This is a genomic window from Flavobacterium pectinovorum (genome assembly GCF_006438875.1).
GTDB lineage: Bacteria > Bacteroidota > Bacteroidia > Flavobacteriales > Flavobacteriaceae > Flavobacterium > Flavobacterium pectinovorum_A.
On sequence record NZ_RCZH01000001.1, the window covers coordinates 181,611 to 200,522 of the forward strand.

Genomic DNA, 18,912 nt, shown 5'->3' on the forward strand with positions numbered 1-18,912 from the left:
TTCGTGTTTGATTGATAAGTCATAATCTGTAAGTTTAAATTGTTCGATTATGTCTTTTTTTAAGTATTTTATCATGGATTCGACACTTCGGGTATCATTTTCCTGTTGTCGTTTTAAATCTCTCTGTTTGCTTTCGAGATATTGTAAACTCTTTCTTAATCTTTGAGTATTTAATTTTTCCAATATTTATTCTCTTTAAAAATTTACTAAAAAACGATAATTCGGAGATTGCGTAGTCTTGTGATGTTCTAAAATAGGATTGAATTTTCTTTTAATCATTCACGATTATGATTCTCCATAGCGCTCCCGAATTTGAGATTTAGTTTTTGAAAAACAGTTATATAATTTCTTAAATATTTTATAAAATTCCCATGTTATAGATGTAGTTTGTTGGAAATGTTGTGATTAAGAATGGTTCTTTCCAATTCCTATAAAAAAATAATTCTTGTTCTTCGTAATCATAACCGTAATTTTATCATTTCGACCGAAGGGAGAAATCACATAACGGATTCAAAGTTCGTTGCTCTCTGGATGTGATTTCTCCCTTCGGTCGAAATGACAATCTCCTTGTCTTTTGAACGGATTAATCCCGAAGCCCAATGTCATTACGTTAAGCTTTTTTTAGACAATTATGATTAAAAAAAATCGCGCAATCCCGAGGCTTCGGGAGCAAAGCCGCCAAGTTTGCATACTTTTCTTTGCGACTTTGCGACTTTGCGCGAAAAATTTTGGACCAAAAGCTTAACTTAATGAGATTGCCCGAAGCCTCAGGACGTTGCTATAATATAATTCGTTCCGCCGGAACTTTAGAAAAGAACCGCAGGCACGAATTATATTGTAGGTATGGTAATTTTTTATCCTAATCCTTATACTTTTCTAAATTTATTATCAAAAGCAAAAGAAGTTCTTCCGATTGTAGAAAGCAATAAAGCCGCTGCAGAACTTGTTAAAACAGAATAATCGAAAGGCGCTTTTATAGAAACTGAAATCGCCATGCTTATCGCAAAAAGTAACATTAATCCCGAAGTTCCAAGAGCTATGATTCGGGTTTTGAAACCAATGATTAGAAATAAACCAAATAGAATTTCGAAAGTAGTTGCCAAAACTCCTAATATTCCCGCCACAGATTTACTGGCAAAAGAGTTTAAGGTTTGGGTATAAGCAATAAAGTTTTCCCAGTTTCCCCATGCCACTCCGGGATCTCCGGGTGCGCCCCAAAGTCCAAAACGATCTGCAACCGCTGATAACATGGTGATTCCTAAAACAATTCTTAAAACTAAACCGGCTTGTGGTATTGTTATATTTTTCATTTGGATAAATTTTTATGTAAAAGTAAAAAGATGTTGGGTAACTTTGTGAGCCAATTTACATAAAAACCACAGCCCAGATGTTGCCGTATAAATCCCTAATTCAAATTGATCGCCAATCGTCGATTACGCTTTATATACAAGTGTGCAATACCTTTATTTCGTTAATAACTAGTGGCACATTAAAACCATCAGATGTATTGCCGAGTTCTCGTGTTTTATCAGAGCTAATTGGCATTAACAGAAACACGGTTAAGTTGGCTTATGAAGAATTAATTAGTCAGGGTTGGGCAGAATCTGTAGATCGAAAAGGCGTTTTTGTACTTTCGAAACTGCCTATAATTACTAAAATAAAATTACCTGAAACCCATAAAAACCAATCTCAGGAAGGTTTTATATGGACGAATAGCTTTGAGAAAGAATTTGCTTTATCGGCTAAAATTATTCATAAAGATCCCATTGTTATAGATGATGGTTTTCCAGATGTTCGCTTGGCGCCAATAGATCAATTAATGCGCGAATACCGAAGCTTATCGCGAAAATTTTATGGCAAAAACTTCCTGAAATACGGCAGTACAATGGGATCTGAAAATCTTCGTATAGCAATTTGTAATTATCTTTCGAACACGCGCGGTTTATTGGTTTCGCCCGAAAATATAATCATTACAAAAGGCAGCCAAATGGGCATTTATCTGGCGTCACAGTTAATTTTAAATCCAAATGATACGATTGCAGTTGGTATTTCGAGTTTTACGACGGCTGATGATACTTTTAAATATCGCGGCGCAAATTTAGAACGAATTCCAGTTGACGATAACGGAATGGACGTTGACTTTTTGCAGGAAGTGCTACAACACAAAAAAATAAAAGCAGTTTACATCATTCCGCATCATCATTGTCCAACGGGCGTAACAATGAGCATGGAACGTCGTTTAAAACTGCTGAATCTTGCCAAAGAATATCGTTTTGCGATTATAGAAGACGATTATGATTTTGATTTTCACTACGATAATAAGCCTTATTTGCCTTTGGCAAGCATTGATCACAATCAGAATGTGATTTATATTGGATCGATTTCAAAGACTTTTGCGCCCGCTTTGCGAATTGGTTTTATGGTTGGACCTCCTGCGTTTATTGAGGCTACAGCATCGTTGCGAAAAATGATCGACAGACAAGGCGATACACTTCTTGAAGAAGCTTTTGCCGTTATGTTTGAAAATGGGGAAATGGAAAGGCATTTTAGAAAATCATTAAAAATTTACAAACAGCGCCGAAATCATTTCTGCGAACTTCTGTCAGCAGATTTTAAAAACGAAATAGAATTCAGGATTCCGGAAGGTGGATTGGCGGTTTGGGCGAATTTTAATGAAAGTATTAATTTAATAAAAATGTCTGATGAAGCGGCTAAAAAGGGACTTTCGATCAGTAACGGCAATTTTTATAAAAATGATACTTTCTCCCCAAATGCAGTCCGAATGGGATTTGCTTCCTTGACCGAAAATGAAACGGAAAAGGCATTCACAATTCTGAAAAGCATATTTTAATAAACTTCTGGACCACTATCGATTTTAGAATTGGGGTATTTTACATTTTGATCACTGACCTAATTTTGTATAAAAAATACAATTATGAAGTCTATTTATCAGATTAAAAAAATCGAAACAACCGCAGAAATTAATCAATGTTGGGATGTAGCTTATGTTTTAAGACCGCATTTGGACAAGAATAACTGGAATGCAACTATTGCAGAAATGATGCAAAACGAAAAGTACAGCATCGCCGGAATTATGGATGGTGATAAGGTTGCTGCCTTTGCAGGATATCGAATTATGACTTCTTTGCATAGCGGAAACATTATTTATATTGATGATTTGTGCACGCTGGAAGCTTACAGAGGCAAAGGTTTTGCTACTCAATTATTAAATCATGTAAAAGAAGTTGCCATTTCGCTCAACAAAGAAGCAGTAGTTTTAGATACTGGCTTTAATAACAATACAGCCCAAAAAGTATATCTAAAAAATGGTTTTGAATTGGTTGCAGTTCATTTAGCAAACAGATTGAAAAAGTAAGTTTTTAAAGATTTTTGCTTAAGTTCACAGCAAACCCGAGAGGTTTTAAAAACCTGTCGGGTTTAGTGGCAATACATTTCTCGCATTTTTTGTCATTTCGACCGRAGGGAGAAATCACATTACGKATTCACGGTTCGTTGCTCTCTGGATGTGATTTCTCCCTYCGGTCGAAATGACAAGATTATGGTTATATGATATATTTTAAAGAAATCAGTTCAATTCTTTTTCTATAAGATCTTTTATCATCTGATGTGAATCATTTATAGATTCCTGATATTTTTCAGGATCAAAACTTTCTCCGTTTATAGCAACGGTATGAATATTTGTAATGCCAATTATATTAAAAACAGTTTTTAAATAATTGCTCTGAAAATTCATATGTTCGTTATATTCTCCTTTTTCGTAGCCTTGTGCGCCTCTGGAAAGCAATAGAAATACCGTTTTGTTTTGAAGCAAACCAATATACGGATTCTGCATATTCTCCGGATTAAGTTTCCAGGTTTCGTTGACTCTCAAAACCTGATCAATATAAGCTTTTAGCGTACTTGGAATCGACCAGTTGTACATGGGCGCACCAATTACAATAACGTCCGCTTCGCGTAACTCGGCGATATATTCGTCACTTGTTTTTAGCGCTTCAATTTCCTGCAAAGAGCGTGAAGCTTCGGGTTTGAAAGCTGCTGCAATCCAATTTTCGTTAATGTGTGGAACGTGAGTTTCGCCTAAATCCCTATACGTAATACCGTTATTATTGTGGATGTTTTTCCAGTGATCTGTAAATACTTCGGTAAGTTTTCTGCTTTTAGAATTATGTTTTCTGGCACTTGAATTTAAAACTAATACTTTCTTCATTTGGATAAAATTTTTATACAAAAGTATCGCTGTAGTGGACTGATTTTCTATACCAATTTACATAAAAACTACAGTCCAGATTGCGTGTCGTCAAACCCATCTTCTTTATCCTTAAAAGCCCAGCTTGCCATTGCTTCAATAACGGGCATTAACCCGTTTCCTGCGGCACTCAAACGATAAGTCACAAATGGAGGAACAACCGGTTTTGCTTCTCTAATAACAAGATTATCGGCTTCAAGCTGTTTCAAATGCTGAATCAACATTTTCTCGGTAACTGCCGGAATAGCTCTTTTTAATTCGCTATAGCGTTTGCTTCCGCCAGAAAGATGATAGATAATAATCGGTTTCCAATAGCCGCCAATTTTTTCCATAACATAGGTTACAGGGCATGTTTCTAAGGCATATTGCTTATTTTCCTGAATAGTCGACGATTCTTTGATTGCTGTCATTTGTGCATACTTTAGGGTAAGTACTTGTATAAAAGTAAGTACAAATATACCTTTGTTTCAGATAATAAAAAAATATAAAGCTATGAAAATTACAATTTTAGGTTCATTAGGAAATATCGGAAAACCATTGACCAAGAAACTTATTGCATCAGGAAATCAGATAACCGTAATCAGCAGCAATGCAGACAGAACAGAAGCTATTGAAACTTTGGGCGCTAAAGCGGCAATTGGATCTGTTAGTGATGCCGCTTTTCTAAAAAGTACATTTGCCGAAACTGATGCTATTTTTGCCTTAACGCCACCAAATATGGGCGGATCAAATATCATTGAAAATACTACTGATGCCGGCAAAGCAATCGCAACGGCAATTAAGGAAGCCGGAATAAAACGTGTTGTAATGTTAAGTAGTATTGGAGCTGATTTACCTAACGGAACTGGGCCAATTACTGGACTTCATAACATCGAGAAAATCTACGAAATATTAGAGAACGTATCGGTTACTTTTCTTCGTGCCGGATTTTTCTATACGAATTTGTACAATGATGTTCCGATGATAAAAGGAGCTGGGATTATTGGTTCCAATTATGCAGCAGAAACTAAAATACCTTTTGTACATCCTGAAAATATTGCAACCGCAGCTGCCGAAGAATTGCAAAAAACGACATCAGGAAAAAATATCCGTTATATTGTGAGTGATGTCCGCACACCAAATGAGGTCGCAAAAGTTTTGGGTCTGGCAATTGATAAACCAGAATTACCGTGGGTAGAATTTACAGATGAACAAGCGCTTGGCGGAATGAAACAAGCCGGACTTCCGGACGAAATAGCTGGATTATATGCCGAAATGGGCGCTGGTCTGAGAAGTGGAAAAATTCAGGAAGACTTTTTAACTAATAAAATTTCTGTTGACGGAAAGACAAAATTAGAAGATTTTGCAAAAGAATTTGCAGAGAGATTTTAATTTTTATAAAAAAGAGCTGATCGTAAAATCAGCTCTTTTTTTTGTATTTAACCTATTGGGGTAATTAACTTTAAGTCCCAGCGGGACAACATATTTATAAAAAATCAAAAATAATTACGCAAAAGAACCCCATCGGTGTGAGACGTTAATTTACTAATAACAAAGAGGTATTTCACTCCGCTGGAGTTTGATTTTCAAAACATGTATTAAATTAGCTATAAATATATTGCTCCGCTGGAGCTTGGATTAAAAAAAAATAGCAGATATATTTATAAGTGATTAATTATGATTATGTTAAAAGTTTTTCTCCAGAATGTTTTTTACATTGCTAATAAAGAACTCCGTGTTTTTTAGTTCGGGTTTAATTTCAGGATGATAATCGGATAGTTGAAATTGCTCCAGCATATCTTTTTTTAAGTATTTGATTAAGGATTCAATACTTCTTGTATCATTTTGATGTTCTTTTTTTAGCTCTCGTTGTTTGCTTTCCAGATAATCTAAAGCCTTTTTTAGTCGTTGAACGTTTAATCCTTCCAATCTGATACAATTTTTAAAGTTTAATAAAAAACAATAATCTGGAGTGTGATAAAATTCAATATGTTCCAAAAACTATTACCATTTGAATCTATACCATTCCAGACTATCGTATTTCTCTACATACGTATTATTTGACAGTTTAGTTTTATATAGAACCCTTTATTTAACAGACTTTTAGCATGAAACCGACATCTTTAATTTGTATGTGTTTGAAGGTTAGTGTATTTGGTTGTTTTTATGATAAAAAGGAGAGGTGAAAAAGGATAAAAATTCTTTTAATTTTTTAAAGATTTCGCAATGTTAGCTACTAATTAGTCTATTACATTGATAGGATAATAAAAGTTTTATCGTTTTATGCATAAAAATTAAAAATAACTCTTTAAATTTGCCGCACAAATGAAAAACAATAACCAAGATAAAATGTATTATAGCTGCGACATGATGATGTGTTGTGATGTTGCTATGCGTATGTTTTGATCTGGCTGATATAAAAGTTTACTTTATTTTAAGGCCTTTCATAAACAATTGAAAGGTCTTTTTATTTTAAAAACGGAATCAAATTATAATGCAATAAAAAGTATTGCCCAAAATAAACTTGAATAAAAAATGATTGAATTAAAAAATGTAACTAAAAATTTCCATCAGAAAAACCGAATTGTTTCGGCTTTATCAGATGTTTCGCTTAAGGTTCCTCCAGGCAAAATATTTGGTGTAATAGGAACTTCGGGAGCGGGAAAAAGCACCTTAATTCGATGTGTAAACTTATTAGAAAGACCAACTTCGGGAGAAATTATAGTAGATGGAAAATCGTTAATACAACTATCAAATGCGCAGCTTGCGATTGAAAGAAGACAAATCGGAATGATTTTTCAGCATTTTAATCTGCTTTCGTCAAGAACTGTTTTTGAGAATGTTGCTTTTCCGCTGGAACTTGTCGGAGCTTCAAAATCAGATATTAAAACCCGAGTTTTAGAATTGCTTCAATTAGTAGGTTTGGACGAAAAAGCAAACGATTATCCTGCAAGTCTTTCCGGAGGTCAAAAACAAAGAGTTGCAATTGCAAGAACTTTGGCTAATAATCCCAAAGTGCTATTATGCGATGAAGCCACGAGTGCGTTGGATCCTGCGACTACAAGATCGATTTTAAATTTATTAAAAGATATCAACCGCCGTCTTAATATCACGATTTTGCTAATTACCCACCAAATGGAAGTTGTAAAATCTATTTGTGATGAAGTTGCCGTAATCAGTCACGGAAAACTAATAGAGCAGGGAAGTGTGGGAGAAATTTTTGCAGATCCAAAACACGAATTGACAAAAGAATTTATTTCGTCGTCCTTGCATATTGATGTTCCAACGGTTTATCAGGAAAGACTTCAAAAAGAAGATGGCGAAGGTTTAAGTCCGCTGTTAAGACTTGAAATGACAGGAAAATCAGTAAATGAACCTGTTATTTCGGAAGTTTCGAGATTATTTGATACCAATTTTAAAATTGTAAGCGCACAAATGGATCAGGCAGGAGACGTTAATTTCGGAGTTATGCTGATCGAACTTTCCGGTAAACGGGAGAATTACGAAGCTGCAATTCAATATTTTATTTCTAAACACATTAAAACAGAAATTATAGGTTATGTCTGAATCCATTTTTGAATTATTATTAAAAGGCACTTGGGAAACCATCGTTATGACATTTGTCTCTGGTTTTTTTGGCTTTGTATTGGGACTTCCAACAGGAATTTTACTTTTCTTAACCCGAAAAAATCAAATATTAGAACAACCGGTTTTAAACCGAACTTTATCTGTTTTGGTTAACATTTTCAGATCGATACCATTCATTATATTAATAGTCTGGATGATCCCGTTTACACGCGCACTTGTAGGAACTTCTATTGGCGTAAGTGCCGCATTAGTTCCGTTAAGTATAGGAGCAGCGCCTTTCATTGCACGACTTGTAGAAAATAGTTTACTGGGTTTGCCTTCAGGATTAATCGAAGCCGCAAGAGCTTTGGGCGCAACGCCTTTGCAAATTGTCTATAAAGTTTTACTTCCCGAAGCTTTGCCATCTTTAATAAATGCAGCATCAATAACGCTGATAACACTTGTAGGTTATTCGGCAATGGGCGGAGCTGTTGGAGCAGGCGGTTTAGGACAAGTTGGATATCAATACGGATATATAGGTTATGATGCCGTAACGATGAACTCGGTTTTGGCATTGCTTGTACTATTGGTGTTTCTGATACAATTTGCGGGAGATACATTATCAAAACGATTTGACCACAGATAGATAAGTTTGCCACAAAGGCTCAAAGACGCTAAGTTTTGTTTAAAGTAAATAATTTTTTGTTTCACGCAGATTATTAAATTCAAATCTGCTTAAATCTTTTTAAACCTGCGTGAAAAATCTTTGCAAACTCTGCGGTTAAAAAACAGAATGATTACGATTTGACCACAGATAGAATAAGTTTGCCACAAAGACTCAAAGGCGTTAAGTTTTGTTTAAAGTAAATAATTTTTTGTTTCACGCAGATTTAAAAAGATTTAAGCTGATGAACGCAGATTATTAATTCAAATCTGCTTAAATCTTTTTAAATCTGCGTGAAAAAACTTTGCCAACGCTGTGTTAAAAAACATAAATATTAATTATAAATTAAAAAATAGAATGATTACTAAGATAAAATTTTTAAAAACAATCGGAATTATAGCCTTGTCATTATCACTGGCAAATTGTGGAAAAAGTAAAAACGACGATCCGCATCATATAAAAGTTGGTGTTGCAACCGGACCGGAATATGCGGTGGCACAAGCAGCGCAAAAAGTAGCAAAAGACAAATACGGTCTTGATGTAGAATTGGTTTCATTTAACGATTATGTAATCCCAAATGAGGCTTTAAGCCAAGGTGATATCGATGCCAATGCTTTTCAGCACAAACCTTATCTTGATGAGCAATCAAAACAACGCGGCTATAAATTGGCAATAATTGCAAAAACCTTCATTTATCCAATCGCTGCTTATTCTAAAAAGATCAAAAATCTTTCGGAATTAAAAAACGAAAGCACAATTATTATTCCAAATGATCCAACAAATGGCGGACGTTCTTTATTGCTTTTGCAGAAAAACGGTTTATTGAAATTGCGTCCAAATGTGGGATTATTGCCTAAAGTAACAGATATTGTAGAGAATCCTAAAAATCTAAAAATATTAGAATTGGAAGCGCCACAATTGCCACGAGCTTTAGACGATCAAAATGTAACGATTGCGATCATCAACAATACTTTTGCTTCTCAAGCCGGATTGGTTCCTGCACGTGATGCCTTGTTTGTAGAAGATAAAGATTCGCCCTACGTAAATCTTATCGTAAGCCGTGAAGACAATAAAAAAGACGAAAGAATACAACAATTTGTAAAAGCTTTTCAATCTGTAGAAGTAGAGCAGGCAGCCCTTCGCGAGTTTAAAGGCGGAGCGGTAAAAGGCTGGTAATATCTTATTTATTATATATTTTCAATTTTAAAACTCATCATAATCTGATGAGTTTTTTTGTATAATTGAGAAAAGGATAAAAAACAACACGAATTGCACTAATTTACACAGATTCTAATTAATTAACCTTGTTTGCGAAATTAATTTCATAAAGGAATTAGTGACAATTCGTGCAATTCGTGTTCAAAATTTTAGTCTATATAAGATCGCTTTTTTTATGCATTAAACATTGAAAAGGCTTATATTTGAGAGATCAAAGCCTTCTTTTTCAAAGAAAGATTTTAAACTATAATTTTCCAATACACAAAGTCATTTATGAAGCTATTTTTTTTGAAAGCAATGTTATTTTTAATGTTCTTAACTTTATTTTCCTGTGAATCAAAAAAACAAAAGCAAGAGCCAAAAGCCTATAAAGCCGGAGTGATTTTGTCTTTTGATGATGCTTATGTAGATGAATGGTACAATGCAGACCAGGCTTTGAAAAAATATGGATGGAAAGCTACTTTTAATGTTTGCCGAATAGATTCTATTGGTGCGCCGCAAATCAAAAAACTGCTTCAAATGCAAAAAGAAGGACACGAAATTGCAGGCCACGGATATCACCATTATAATGCTGTAAAATTTGTTAAGAAATACGGAATTAACGAATACATGAAACAGGAAATACAGCCTATGATTGTGTCCATGAAAAAGAAATCATTTAAGGTCACAACATTTGCTTATCCTTACGGAGAAAGATCTGATGCATTGGATAAAGCATTATCAGCCAAATTTAAAATTATCAGAGGAAGAGCTTTTGGTGGCGAAGTTCCGGAGAAACAAGACAGTTATTTCAATAATTCAAAAATTGTATTTGCTTTTGATATTGACAATAGCCACATTCATTTTAGTATTCCGTATGTTTTAGAATTACTGGATTATGCCAAAAAGAACAACAAAATTTTGCTTTTGTGCGGTCATAAACCAGTCAAAAATGTAACCGAAAACTATCAGACAAAAATAGAAACTTTAGAATTTATCTGTAAATACATCAAGCAACATGATCTTAAATTCTATACTTCATCAGATTTAGATGATTTGCTTCCGCAGAAGTAAAACTGATTTTTAAGAGTAGTAATTAGTGTTTGAATGTTGAGTCCCGGCGGGACGGTATATTTATAGAATAGTTTTAAATCATTTGATAGAACCCCATAGGGGTGATATATTCAGAAAAATAATAAAAGAAGATATCGCTCCGCTGGAGCTTTAGCGAAAGAACGCATAAATTAGCTATAAATATAATACTCCTCCGGAGCAGAAAATAATATGTCTTTCTGTGTTTTATAATAATTGAGCCCAACTAACTGATTAAGGCTTTATCACTTTAGATAAAATCCTGGGAATTTGAATCAAATCATAATCATCTTCAAAAACAATATATTGATTGTGCCAGGAAGGAGAAAATTTGTCTTTGAAATTGCGCAGTCCTTTATAATGGGAAAAGGATTTTACTTTTTCGTAAGCATATTTCATTGATTTTTCCTGAATCGTTTGTGGATTTTCGATTCCGCTCATTGGTGCCAAACCAAGATCTACAGATATAATTTCTTTTGATTTAAGATAATTAAAGAGCGCCACCATTATAAAATCCATGATGCCATTTGGAGCATCGTCTGTTTTGCGAATCAAATCATACGTACTTTCGTCTTTTGCATAATCCGGAATGATATTTATGAAAGCAAGAATTTTTCCTTCGTTGTTTTCGACCGTAATAATAGTCTGTTTTTTGAGTTCTTCCCACAGAAAAATTCCCTGCGAAAAAAGAATTTCCTTTCTTGAAGTTTCCTGTAGCCATTGATCGCTGACAGCTTTAATTTGCTGCAATAATCCGTCTTTTATTGGAGGTTCGTTTACAATGGCTTGTAAACCAAGATCAGTAATTTTTTTAAGACCATTTCGCAAAGATTTTCTGTTTTGACCTTCCAGATTGAATTCCCTGAGATCGACAACCGCGGCTTGCCCCAGAAAGAAGTATTTTTTGCCAATTTCAGTATATATTTTCAGACTCACTTCCGGAATTCGGTAATAGATACTTCGAAGTCCAAAATCGTAACAGAATTTATCAAATTCAAGGATACAAAGCTTGATTTCTTCGCTGGTACTTCCAACAGGATTTTCTAAAGCAACGGCAAAATTCCCTGCCAATCGATACGAAATAAAGGCATTTTTGTTTTTAGAAATAAAAAATAATTTATCAAAATAGGTTTTAAAATACCCCAGACTTGAGTTTCCGTATTGTTTCATTAGCTCCGTTACAATTTCTTTTTCTTCGTCTGTTGGCGTATTTTTCAGGATTGAGGGTTTTACCAAAGTATAGATTAAAAAACAAAAAGAAAGGAATCCGCTGATCTTGAGCGAGATTAAAAAATGTGTCGCAAAAGTTCCCGTTGGATGCAGATTTTCGCTTCCAATAAGAAAGTAATTCTGAAGCGTATATCTAATAGATTCTTCTAAACTAAAATCAATATTAAAATGTTTTTTGTCAAAGAAATAAAAGCCCAGAACACCATAAATAAGAACGGCAAGAATGCTTAATAACGAAGTTTGTAGACCAATAATACCAAGCTTTGGATTTGTTTTGATGTAATACTCTTTTCTTGTGGCGATCAAAACAAGGAGCACGAGAAGAGCGATTGTAGATTCTTCAAAATCAATTGCTTTGGTTAAATTCCCTATCAAAGAAATTACAGATAAAAGCACTGCAAACCACCAAGCCATTCTAAGACCTTTGAGCATAAATGCTGATGTAACCAACAAAAAAAGCCCTGTTGTAAGTACCAGATAATTTGAAGTGCTTATCGCTTCTATTGGCAGGAAATCCTTAAGAATATGCAATCTGCTATGGATTGCGGGCGTGATTGCCGAAATAATATTGATGACGCCCAGAATCAACAAAAGCAAAGCCGGAATAATACGCAATAAAAGCTTCTGAATTTTGGAAATAAAAAGAAGTACACCTGCAAATAACGGAAGCCAGAATTCGAAAAAACGATAAAATAAAGTGATTGCAACCGCTTCCATAGTATTAAAACCATACCGAATTAAAATATATCCCATTGAAACTTCTACAGCGCCCAAACCTCTTAGAAATGGAGAAATAATCAGGAAAATCACCGCAACAACATACGCTATTGTTGCAGCAAAAAGAGATGGCTCAAATTGCAATGCTTTCATAGCAATGTAAATGTGCAAAATTCCAACGGCGTCAATAATTACGGAACATAATACTATTTTTAGAAAGGTATTTCTGTTTATTTTATGCTCTTGTAAATCGATTAGAAATGGTTCTATTTTAGGAAAATTTTTTAAGATAAACCGATACAATTTCCCTTTTTGGATTAGAGAATTAAACAAAAGTACAAACATCGGAATGATGATAATCACGAGTCCAAAAAACAGCCATTCATTATAACCAACACTTCCTTTTAACAAAGAGTAGATAAATAAAGGTATCGCAAAGAGTATGACAGATAAGATACCTACAAATCCATAAATTGCGGATGCTAAGTGAACATCTGTTTTTGTTACTCCTTTTTTTAGTAAAGGTTCCGTAAAGAATAATAATGATGTGATGCCGCCGGCGGGAATAAATATACTTATAAAATTACGTTTCAGAAATAGGGAAGTAGCATCTTTCAAAGTGATTTTGGCACCAATAGACGAAAACGAAATTACGTACATTAATCCTTGCAGGAAAATATAGGAGAAAGTAACTATGAAACCAATTATTATCCAGATTGGAGTTGCTTCTGTAATACTGTTTTTTATTTGATAAAGTTCGTTTCTTTCTTCTTTTATAAACCAAAAACCAATTAGAAAAAAGATAAATGTCAACACAATCTGACTTAATAATTTGCCCTTTTTAGAAAAAAAATCAAGCATTCTCTTTTTAAGGAAATTTAGATTGACAGTAATGTTTTTGTTTTCTCTCATAATGAGCGCACTTGGTTACTTTATTATAAAAATACTGTATTTTTTTGCATTTAAGTTGTTTTGGTGTTTAAAAATCAATGAATTAAGTTTTGAATAAGAAATGCTATACTTCAGCTAAAGATTAAATTAAGATTTGATGTTTATAAAGTAAAAACTTGTTAATTCGTTTAAAGCAGATTAATAAAATAAAATTTTTGATGTACATTTATACATCAATTTTTAGGGATATTATGGAAGATAAGAAACAAGTATTTCAGACTGAAACAAAACTACGTTGGCGAGCTTTTCAATGGTCGACGCGATTGATTATTTTTCTATTACTAATGTTGATTCCCGTCTTTATTATCACGCTCAATCGGGGACTAAAACCTGTATTGCCAATTTTAGGTAATGATCCTTCGACCCAAAAATTATTAAATCCAACCACTCCGCAGGAACTTAGTATAAAAGACCTCAGAAAATACAAAGGTTTTGACAGTTTTTTGAGATCAAAATCAAAAATGGAAGCGTTGAAAAAGCAAAATCAGGCAATTGATTTTCAGGAAATCCGGGCAGCATTTTATGTAGATTGGGATCCGCAGAGTTTATTTTCACTTCAAAAAAATATTGACAAACTCAATATGGTTATTCCGGAATGGTTTTTTATAGATCCTAAAACTGATTTACTTCGCACAGAAATTGATACGGCAGCTTTGAAAATTATGAAAAAAGCCGGAATCAAAATTATTCCCATAATCAATAACATTAACGAATCTAAAGGAGGCGATTTTGATGGTGATTTGGTTCACCGAATCCTGCATGACGATTTAAAAAGAGAAAGACTGATCAATGATATTATAAAAAATCTTAAGCAATATAAACTTCAGGGAATTAATATAGATTTTGAAGAATTTAAAGAAAACAGCGATGAACCAATTATTGCTTTTCAGAAAGAACTTTACGAAAAACTGCATGCACAAGGATTAATTGTCACTCAGGATATAATGGCTGATAATGGCGATTTTAATATAAAAGCATTGGCAAAATACAACGATTATATGTTCCTGATGGCATATGACGAACATTATGCCGGAAGTGTTCCGGGAGCAATAAGCAGTCAAAAATGGACGGAGAGAATACTTGATGAAATTGCCAAAGAAATTCCGTCAGACAAAATAATTCTTTGTTTTGCCGGATATGGTTATGATTGGGAACAAAATAAAGAGGCAATAACCGTTACTTATGATGAAGCATTGTCGCTCGCAAAACAATATGGTGCCACGATTACTTTTGACAATACTACTTATAACAATTCTTTTAGTTATAAAGATGGACGAGGAAACAAACATCAGGTTTATTTTACAGATGCTGCAACCAATTTTAATACCATTCGTTTTGCTGATGAATACGGAACTGCAGGTACAGCATTGTGGAGATTGGGAAGTGAAGACGGCAGATTATGGCATTATTATAATCGAAGTTTAACGAATGAAAGTATTATCAAAAGCAGTTTTGATTTTCGAGTATTAGAGAAAGTACACATGAGTTTTTCGACACCGGATTATATTGGCGAAGGTGAAGTTCTGAATGTTTTGACAGATCCTCAGCCAGGGAAAATTAAGCTTCAAACAGATCCAAAAGAATCGATAATAACAGAGGAAAATTATCTTGAATTGCCAACAAAATATGTAATAAGTAAGTTTGGAAATGTGCACAATGAAGTGGTTTTGACTTTTGATGATGGTCCTGATCCAACTTATACACCGCAAATTTTGGATATTTTAAAACGCGAAAAAGTACCGGCAACTTTTTTTGTCGTAGGACTTCAGGGAGAAGATAATATTCCGCTTTTACAGCGAATTTATACAGAAGGACATGAAATTGGGAATCATACTTTTACACATCCAAATATTGCATTGGTAAGTAAAGAAAGAGCCTCGGCAGAAATGGAAACGACCCGTTTATTGATTGAAGCCGTTACAGGCAGAAGCACAGTGCTTTTTAGAGCGCCATACAATGCTGATGCTGAACCCACAACAGAAGCAGAATTAAGACCTGTTGCGTTAAGCAAAGCCCAGAATTATTATACTGTAGGAGAAAGCATTGACCCAAATGACTGGGAAAAAGGAATTATCGCAGATAGTATTTATAACAGGACTATTCGAGAATATGAAGCATATCCCAGCAAAGGAATAATTTTGCTTCATGATGCAGGCGGAAACAGACAACAAACTGTAGAAGCTTTGCCACGGATTATTAAATATTTTAAAGACAAAGGCGTTCGATTTACTACTGTTTCTAAGCTATTAGGAAAAAGTAAAAACGAAATTATGCCTAAAGCCAAAGGAAATTTAATGACGATTGACAATATTATTTTTGGTTTGGGATATTGGTTAGGAAATTTTATTACAGCCGTTTTCTGGATTGCGATTCTTTTGGGATTTTTTAGGATTTTGCTGATGGCATTTATGGCCTTTTACAAAAAATGGAAAGATTTCAAACATCCTTTATCTTATAGTGATGACGGAGATATTTATCCAAAGGTAAGCATCATTGTACCGGCGTATAATGAGGAAGTAAATGCTTTAAAAACAATTCAGAATTTACTTCGTCAGGATTACCCAAATTTCGATATTATTTTTGTTGATGATGGTTCAAAAGACAGCACTTTTTCTAAAGTAGATGTAGAATATAAAGATCATCATATCGTAAAAGTGAATACGAAAGTAAATGGCGGAAAAGCCTCGGCACTTAACTACGGAATTTCCCTAACAAAGAATGATTTTGTAGTTTGTATTGATGCCGATACACAATTAAAAACGGATGCACTTTCTCAATTAATGAAGTGCTTTAGGTTACAGTTCAAAAATCATCAAAAAGTAGGAGCCGTTGCCGGAAATGTAAAAGTAGGGAACGAAAATACAATGTTGGCAAGATGGCAAAGTATCGAATATACAACCGCACAGAACTTTGACAGACGAGCTTTTGATTTAATTAACGGAATAACGGTCGTACCAGGAGCAATTGGAGCCTTTAGAAAAGAAGCTATCGAAAATGCCGGAGGTTTTACAACTGATACTCTTGCAGAAGATTGTGATTTGACAATCAGGATTTTGCGAAACAATTATCGTATTGTCAATTGTGTTGAAGCAGTTGCCGTTACAGAAGCGCCGGAAACTTTGAATGAGTTCATGAAACAGCGTTTTCGCTGGAGTTATGGAATTATGCAGGCATTCTGGAAAAATCGTGATGCTTGTTTTAATCCCAAATACAAAGGTCTTGGAATGATCGCTTTGCCAAATGTGTTGATTTTTCAGATCATACTTCCAATATTTGCCCCATTGGCAGATTTAATCCTGATATTAAGTTTAATCTGGAATCATAATGATCCTGACAGCCTTCATAAAATAGCGATTTATTATCTCGTATTTATGCTCGTAGATATGCTGGTGAGTGTTATTGCTTTTGTTTTTGAAAAAGAGAAATTAAGCAAATTAATTTGGCTTATTCCGCAGCGATTTGTGTATCGTCAATTAATGTATGTTATACTATTCCGAGCCATTCGAAGAGCCATAAAAGGAGAAAGTCAGAGTTGGGGAGTATTAACCAGAACCGGAAATGTTGGCTCATTAGATTAGTTATCAGGGACTTAATTTTTTATAACAAAAATTTGGTTTTAAGTAAAAATTGAAACGTTTTTTTATTTTCTAATGGTCATTTAAACTATATATTTGATCCGCGCTATAGCAAGGATTAGAAAAGAAAATTGGGTAAATAATTAAATAAATAAAATGGTGGTTTTAGGAGATAAAGAGTATTATAAAGGAATTGACAAAATCAATTTTGAAGGAAAAGATTCAGATAATCCTTTGGCTTTCAGATATTATAATCCGGAACAAATTGTTGCAGGCAAAACCATGCGCGAACATTTTAAATTTGCAGTATCGTATTGGTACAGTTTCGGAGGTAATGGTTCAGATGTTTTTGGACAAGCCACTCAGACTCTTGCCTGGAATGAATTTAGAGAACCTATTCAGGCTGCAAAAAACCGAGCCGATGCTGCTTTTGAATTTATAGGCAAAATGGGATTTGGTTATTATTGTTTTCACGATCATGATTTGGTTCAGGAAGGACAGACTTTTACCCAAACTGAGTTGCGATTGGCAACGATGACAGATTATTTAAAAGAAAAACAAGCTGCCTCAGGAATTAAGGCGCTTTGGGGAGCTGCAAACTGCTTTTCTAATCCACGATATATGAATGGCGCTGCTACAAATCCTGATTTCAGGGTCGTAGCCAGAGCCGCCGCTCAGGTCAAATTAGCCTTGGATACTACTATTGCTCTTGGTGGAGAGAGTTATGTATTTTGGGGAGCCCGCGAAGGATATTTAAGTTTACTTAATACTGATATGAAGCGTGAACTGGATCATATGGGCGCATTTCTGGCTCAGGCACGAGATTATGCAAGAGAACAAGGTTTTAAAGGTAATTTTTTAATAGAGCCAAAACCTATGGAACCTTCTAAACATCAATATGATTTTGATTGTGCCACAACAATTGGTTTCTTGCGTGAATATGGTTTAGAGAAAGATTTTAAAATAAATATAGAAGTAAACCATGCAACAATGGCACAACATTCTTTTCCGCATGAGCTTGAAGTAGCTGCAATGTCAGGAATGTTAGGGAGTATTGATGCCAATAGAGGAGATCCTCAAAACGGTTGGGATACATCTCAGTTTCCAAACAATATTCAGGATGTAACAGAAGCGATGTTGGTTTTTCTAAAAGCAGGAGGAGTTCAGGGCGGCGGAGTAAATTTTGATTCAAAAATAAGAAGAAATTCTACAGATATGGAAGATGTATTTTTGGCACATATTGGTGGTGCAGATGTTTTTGCAAGAGCCTTATTGACTGCCGATAAGATTATCACTTCTTCGCCTTATGAAAGTCTTAGAAAACAACGTTACAGTTCTTTTGACAGCGGAAAAGGAAAAGAATTTGAAGAAGGTAAATTGAATTTTAAAGACTTATACGCTATTGCGAAAGAAAACGGGGAACTGGAATTACAAAGCGGAAAACAAGAACTTTTTGAGAATATAATCAATAGATATATTTAATTTCAAACTGAAGTTTTTTTACCACAGCGAACACAAAGTTTTTTATCCATAAGATTTTATAAAAAACACAAAGGACACAAAGCTTTGTGTTGATGTAGCTTTGTGTCCTTTGTGTTTTTAACAAACTTAGTTGAGTAAAAAAACTTTGTGCACTCTGCGGTAAAATCTCAATGGTAAAAAAAATCCTATCC

14 protein-coding genes are annotated in these 18,912 nt (G+C 34.3%); 9 read left to right on the forward strand and 5 right to left on the reverse strand.

All coding sequences use genetic code 11. The annotated features are described in order from the left end of the window. Positions 1–866: 866 nt before the first annotated feature. Complete coding sequence (locus EAH81_RS00800) at positions 867–1,310, reverse strand: DoxX family protein (protein ID WP_140502566.1); 444 nt, start codon at positions 1,308–1,310, stop codon at positions 867–869. 77 nt (positions 1,311–1,387) lie between these two features. Between EAH81_RS00800 and EAH81_RS00805 the strand changes: the two genes are divergently transcribed. Beyond that, positions 1,388–2,851 (forward strand): PLP-dependent aminotransferase family protein, encoded by a 1,464-nt coding sequence (locus tag EAH81_RS00805; protein ID WP_140502570.1) that lies wholly within the window; start codon positions 1,388–1,390, stop codon positions 2,849–2,851. 84 nt (positions 2,852–2,935) lie between these two features. Beyond that, positions 2,936–3,376 carry a GNAT family N-acetyltransferase gene (locus tag EAH81_RS00810; RefSeq protein ID WP_140502574.1) on the forward strand — a complete coding sequence of 147 codons (441 nt, stop codon included), beginning with the start codon at positions 2,936–2,938 and terminating at the stop codon, positions 3,374–3,376. Positions 3,377–3,586: 210 nt separating this feature from the next. Here EAH81_RS00810 and EAH81_RS00815 read toward each other — a convergent pair whose 3' ends face one another. Continuing rightward, a complete protein-coding gene (locus EAH81_RS00815; protein WP_140502579.1) occupies positions 3,587–4,228 on the reverse strand; it encodes an FMN-dependent NADH-azoreductase in 642 nt (213 codons plus the stop codon). A gap of 68 nt (positions 4,229–4,296) precedes the next feature. Next, positions 4,297–4,677 (reverse strand): winged helix-turn-helix transcriptional regulator, encoded by a 381-nt coding sequence (locus EAH81_RS00820; RefSeq protein WP_140502583.1) that lies wholly within the window; start codon positions 4,675–4,677, stop codon positions 4,297–4,299. An 82-nt stretch (positions 4,678–4,759) separates the two neighbouring features. Here EAH81_RS00820 and EAH81_RS00825 point away from each other — a divergent pair, with 82 nt between their 5' ends. After that, positions 4,760–5,638, forward strand: coding sequence for an NAD(P)H-binding protein (locus EAH81_RS00825; RefSeq protein WP_140502588.1), 879 nt, complete (start codon positions 4,760–4,762; stop codon positions 5,636–5,638). A gap of 294 nt (positions 5,639–5,932) precedes the next feature. Here EAH81_RS00825 and EAH81_RS00830 read toward each other — a convergent pair whose 3' ends face one another. Beyond that, on the reverse strand, positions 5,933–6,175 hold the full coding sequence (locus EAH81_RS00830; RefSeq protein ID WP_140502593.1) for a hypothetical protein: 243 nt from the start codon (positions 6,173–6,175) through the stop codon (positions 5,933–5,935). A 606-nt stretch (positions 6,176–6,781) separates the two neighbouring features. On the opposite strand from EAH81_RS00830, the gene metN reads away from it, so the two are divergent. From metN to EAH81_RS00850, 4 genes are all read left to right on the forward strand, one after another. Further along, complete coding sequence (gene metN, locus EAH81_RS00835) at positions 6,782–7,813, forward strand: methionine ABC transporter ATP-binding protein MetN (RefSeq protein WP_140502598.1); 1,032 nt, start codon at positions 6,782–6,784, stop codon at positions 7,811–7,813. Beyond that, on the forward strand, positions 7,806–8,459 hold the full coding sequence (gene metI / locus EAH81_RS00840) for a methionine ABC transporter permease MetI (protein ID WP_140502604.1): 654 nt from the start codon (positions 7,806–7,808) through the stop codon (positions 8,457–8,459). Before metN ends, metI begins: the two co-directional genes overlap by 8 nt. Positions 8,460–8,834: 375 nt before the next feature. Next, entirely contained in the window at positions 8,835–9,653 is an 819-nt protein-coding gene (gene metQ / locus EAH81_RS00845) for a methionine ABC transporter substrate-binding lipoprotein MetQ (RefSeq protein ID WP_140502609.1), read from the forward strand. Between the two features lie 315 nt (positions 9,654–9,968). Next, entirely contained in the window at positions 9,969–10,748 is a 780-nt protein-coding gene (locus EAH81_RS00850; RefSeq protein ID WP_140502614.1) for a polysaccharide deacetylase family protein, read from the forward strand. A gap of 252 nt (positions 10,749–11,000) precedes the next feature. Here EAH81_RS00850 and EAH81_RS00855 read toward each other — a convergent pair whose 3' ends face one another. After that, positions 11,001–13,625 (reverse strand): phosphatidylglycerol lysyltransferase domain-containing protein, encoded by a 2,625-nt coding sequence (locus tag EAH81_RS00855; protein ID WP_140502618.1) that lies wholly within the window; start codon positions 13,623–13,625, stop codon positions 11,001–11,003. 197 nt (positions 13,626–13,822) lie between these two features. On the opposite strand from EAH81_RS00855, the gene EAH81_RS00860 reads away from it, so the two are divergent. Together EAH81_RS00860 and xylA are read left to right on the forward strand one after the other, a co-directional pair. After that, on the forward strand, positions 13,823–17,242 hold the full coding sequence (locus EAH81_RS00860) for a glycosyltransferase (RefSeq protein ID WP_241676482.1): 3,420 nt from the start codon (positions 13,823–13,825) through the stop codon (positions 17,240–17,242). Positions 17,243–17,395: 153 nt separating this feature from the next. Then, positions 17,396–18,721 (forward strand): xylose isomerase, encoded by a 1,326-nt coding sequence (xylA, locus tag EAH81_RS00865; protein WP_140502623.1) that lies wholly within the window; start codon positions 17,396–17,398, stop codon positions 18,719–18,721. The last annotated feature ends 191 nt before the right edge of the window (positions 18,722–18,912 follow it).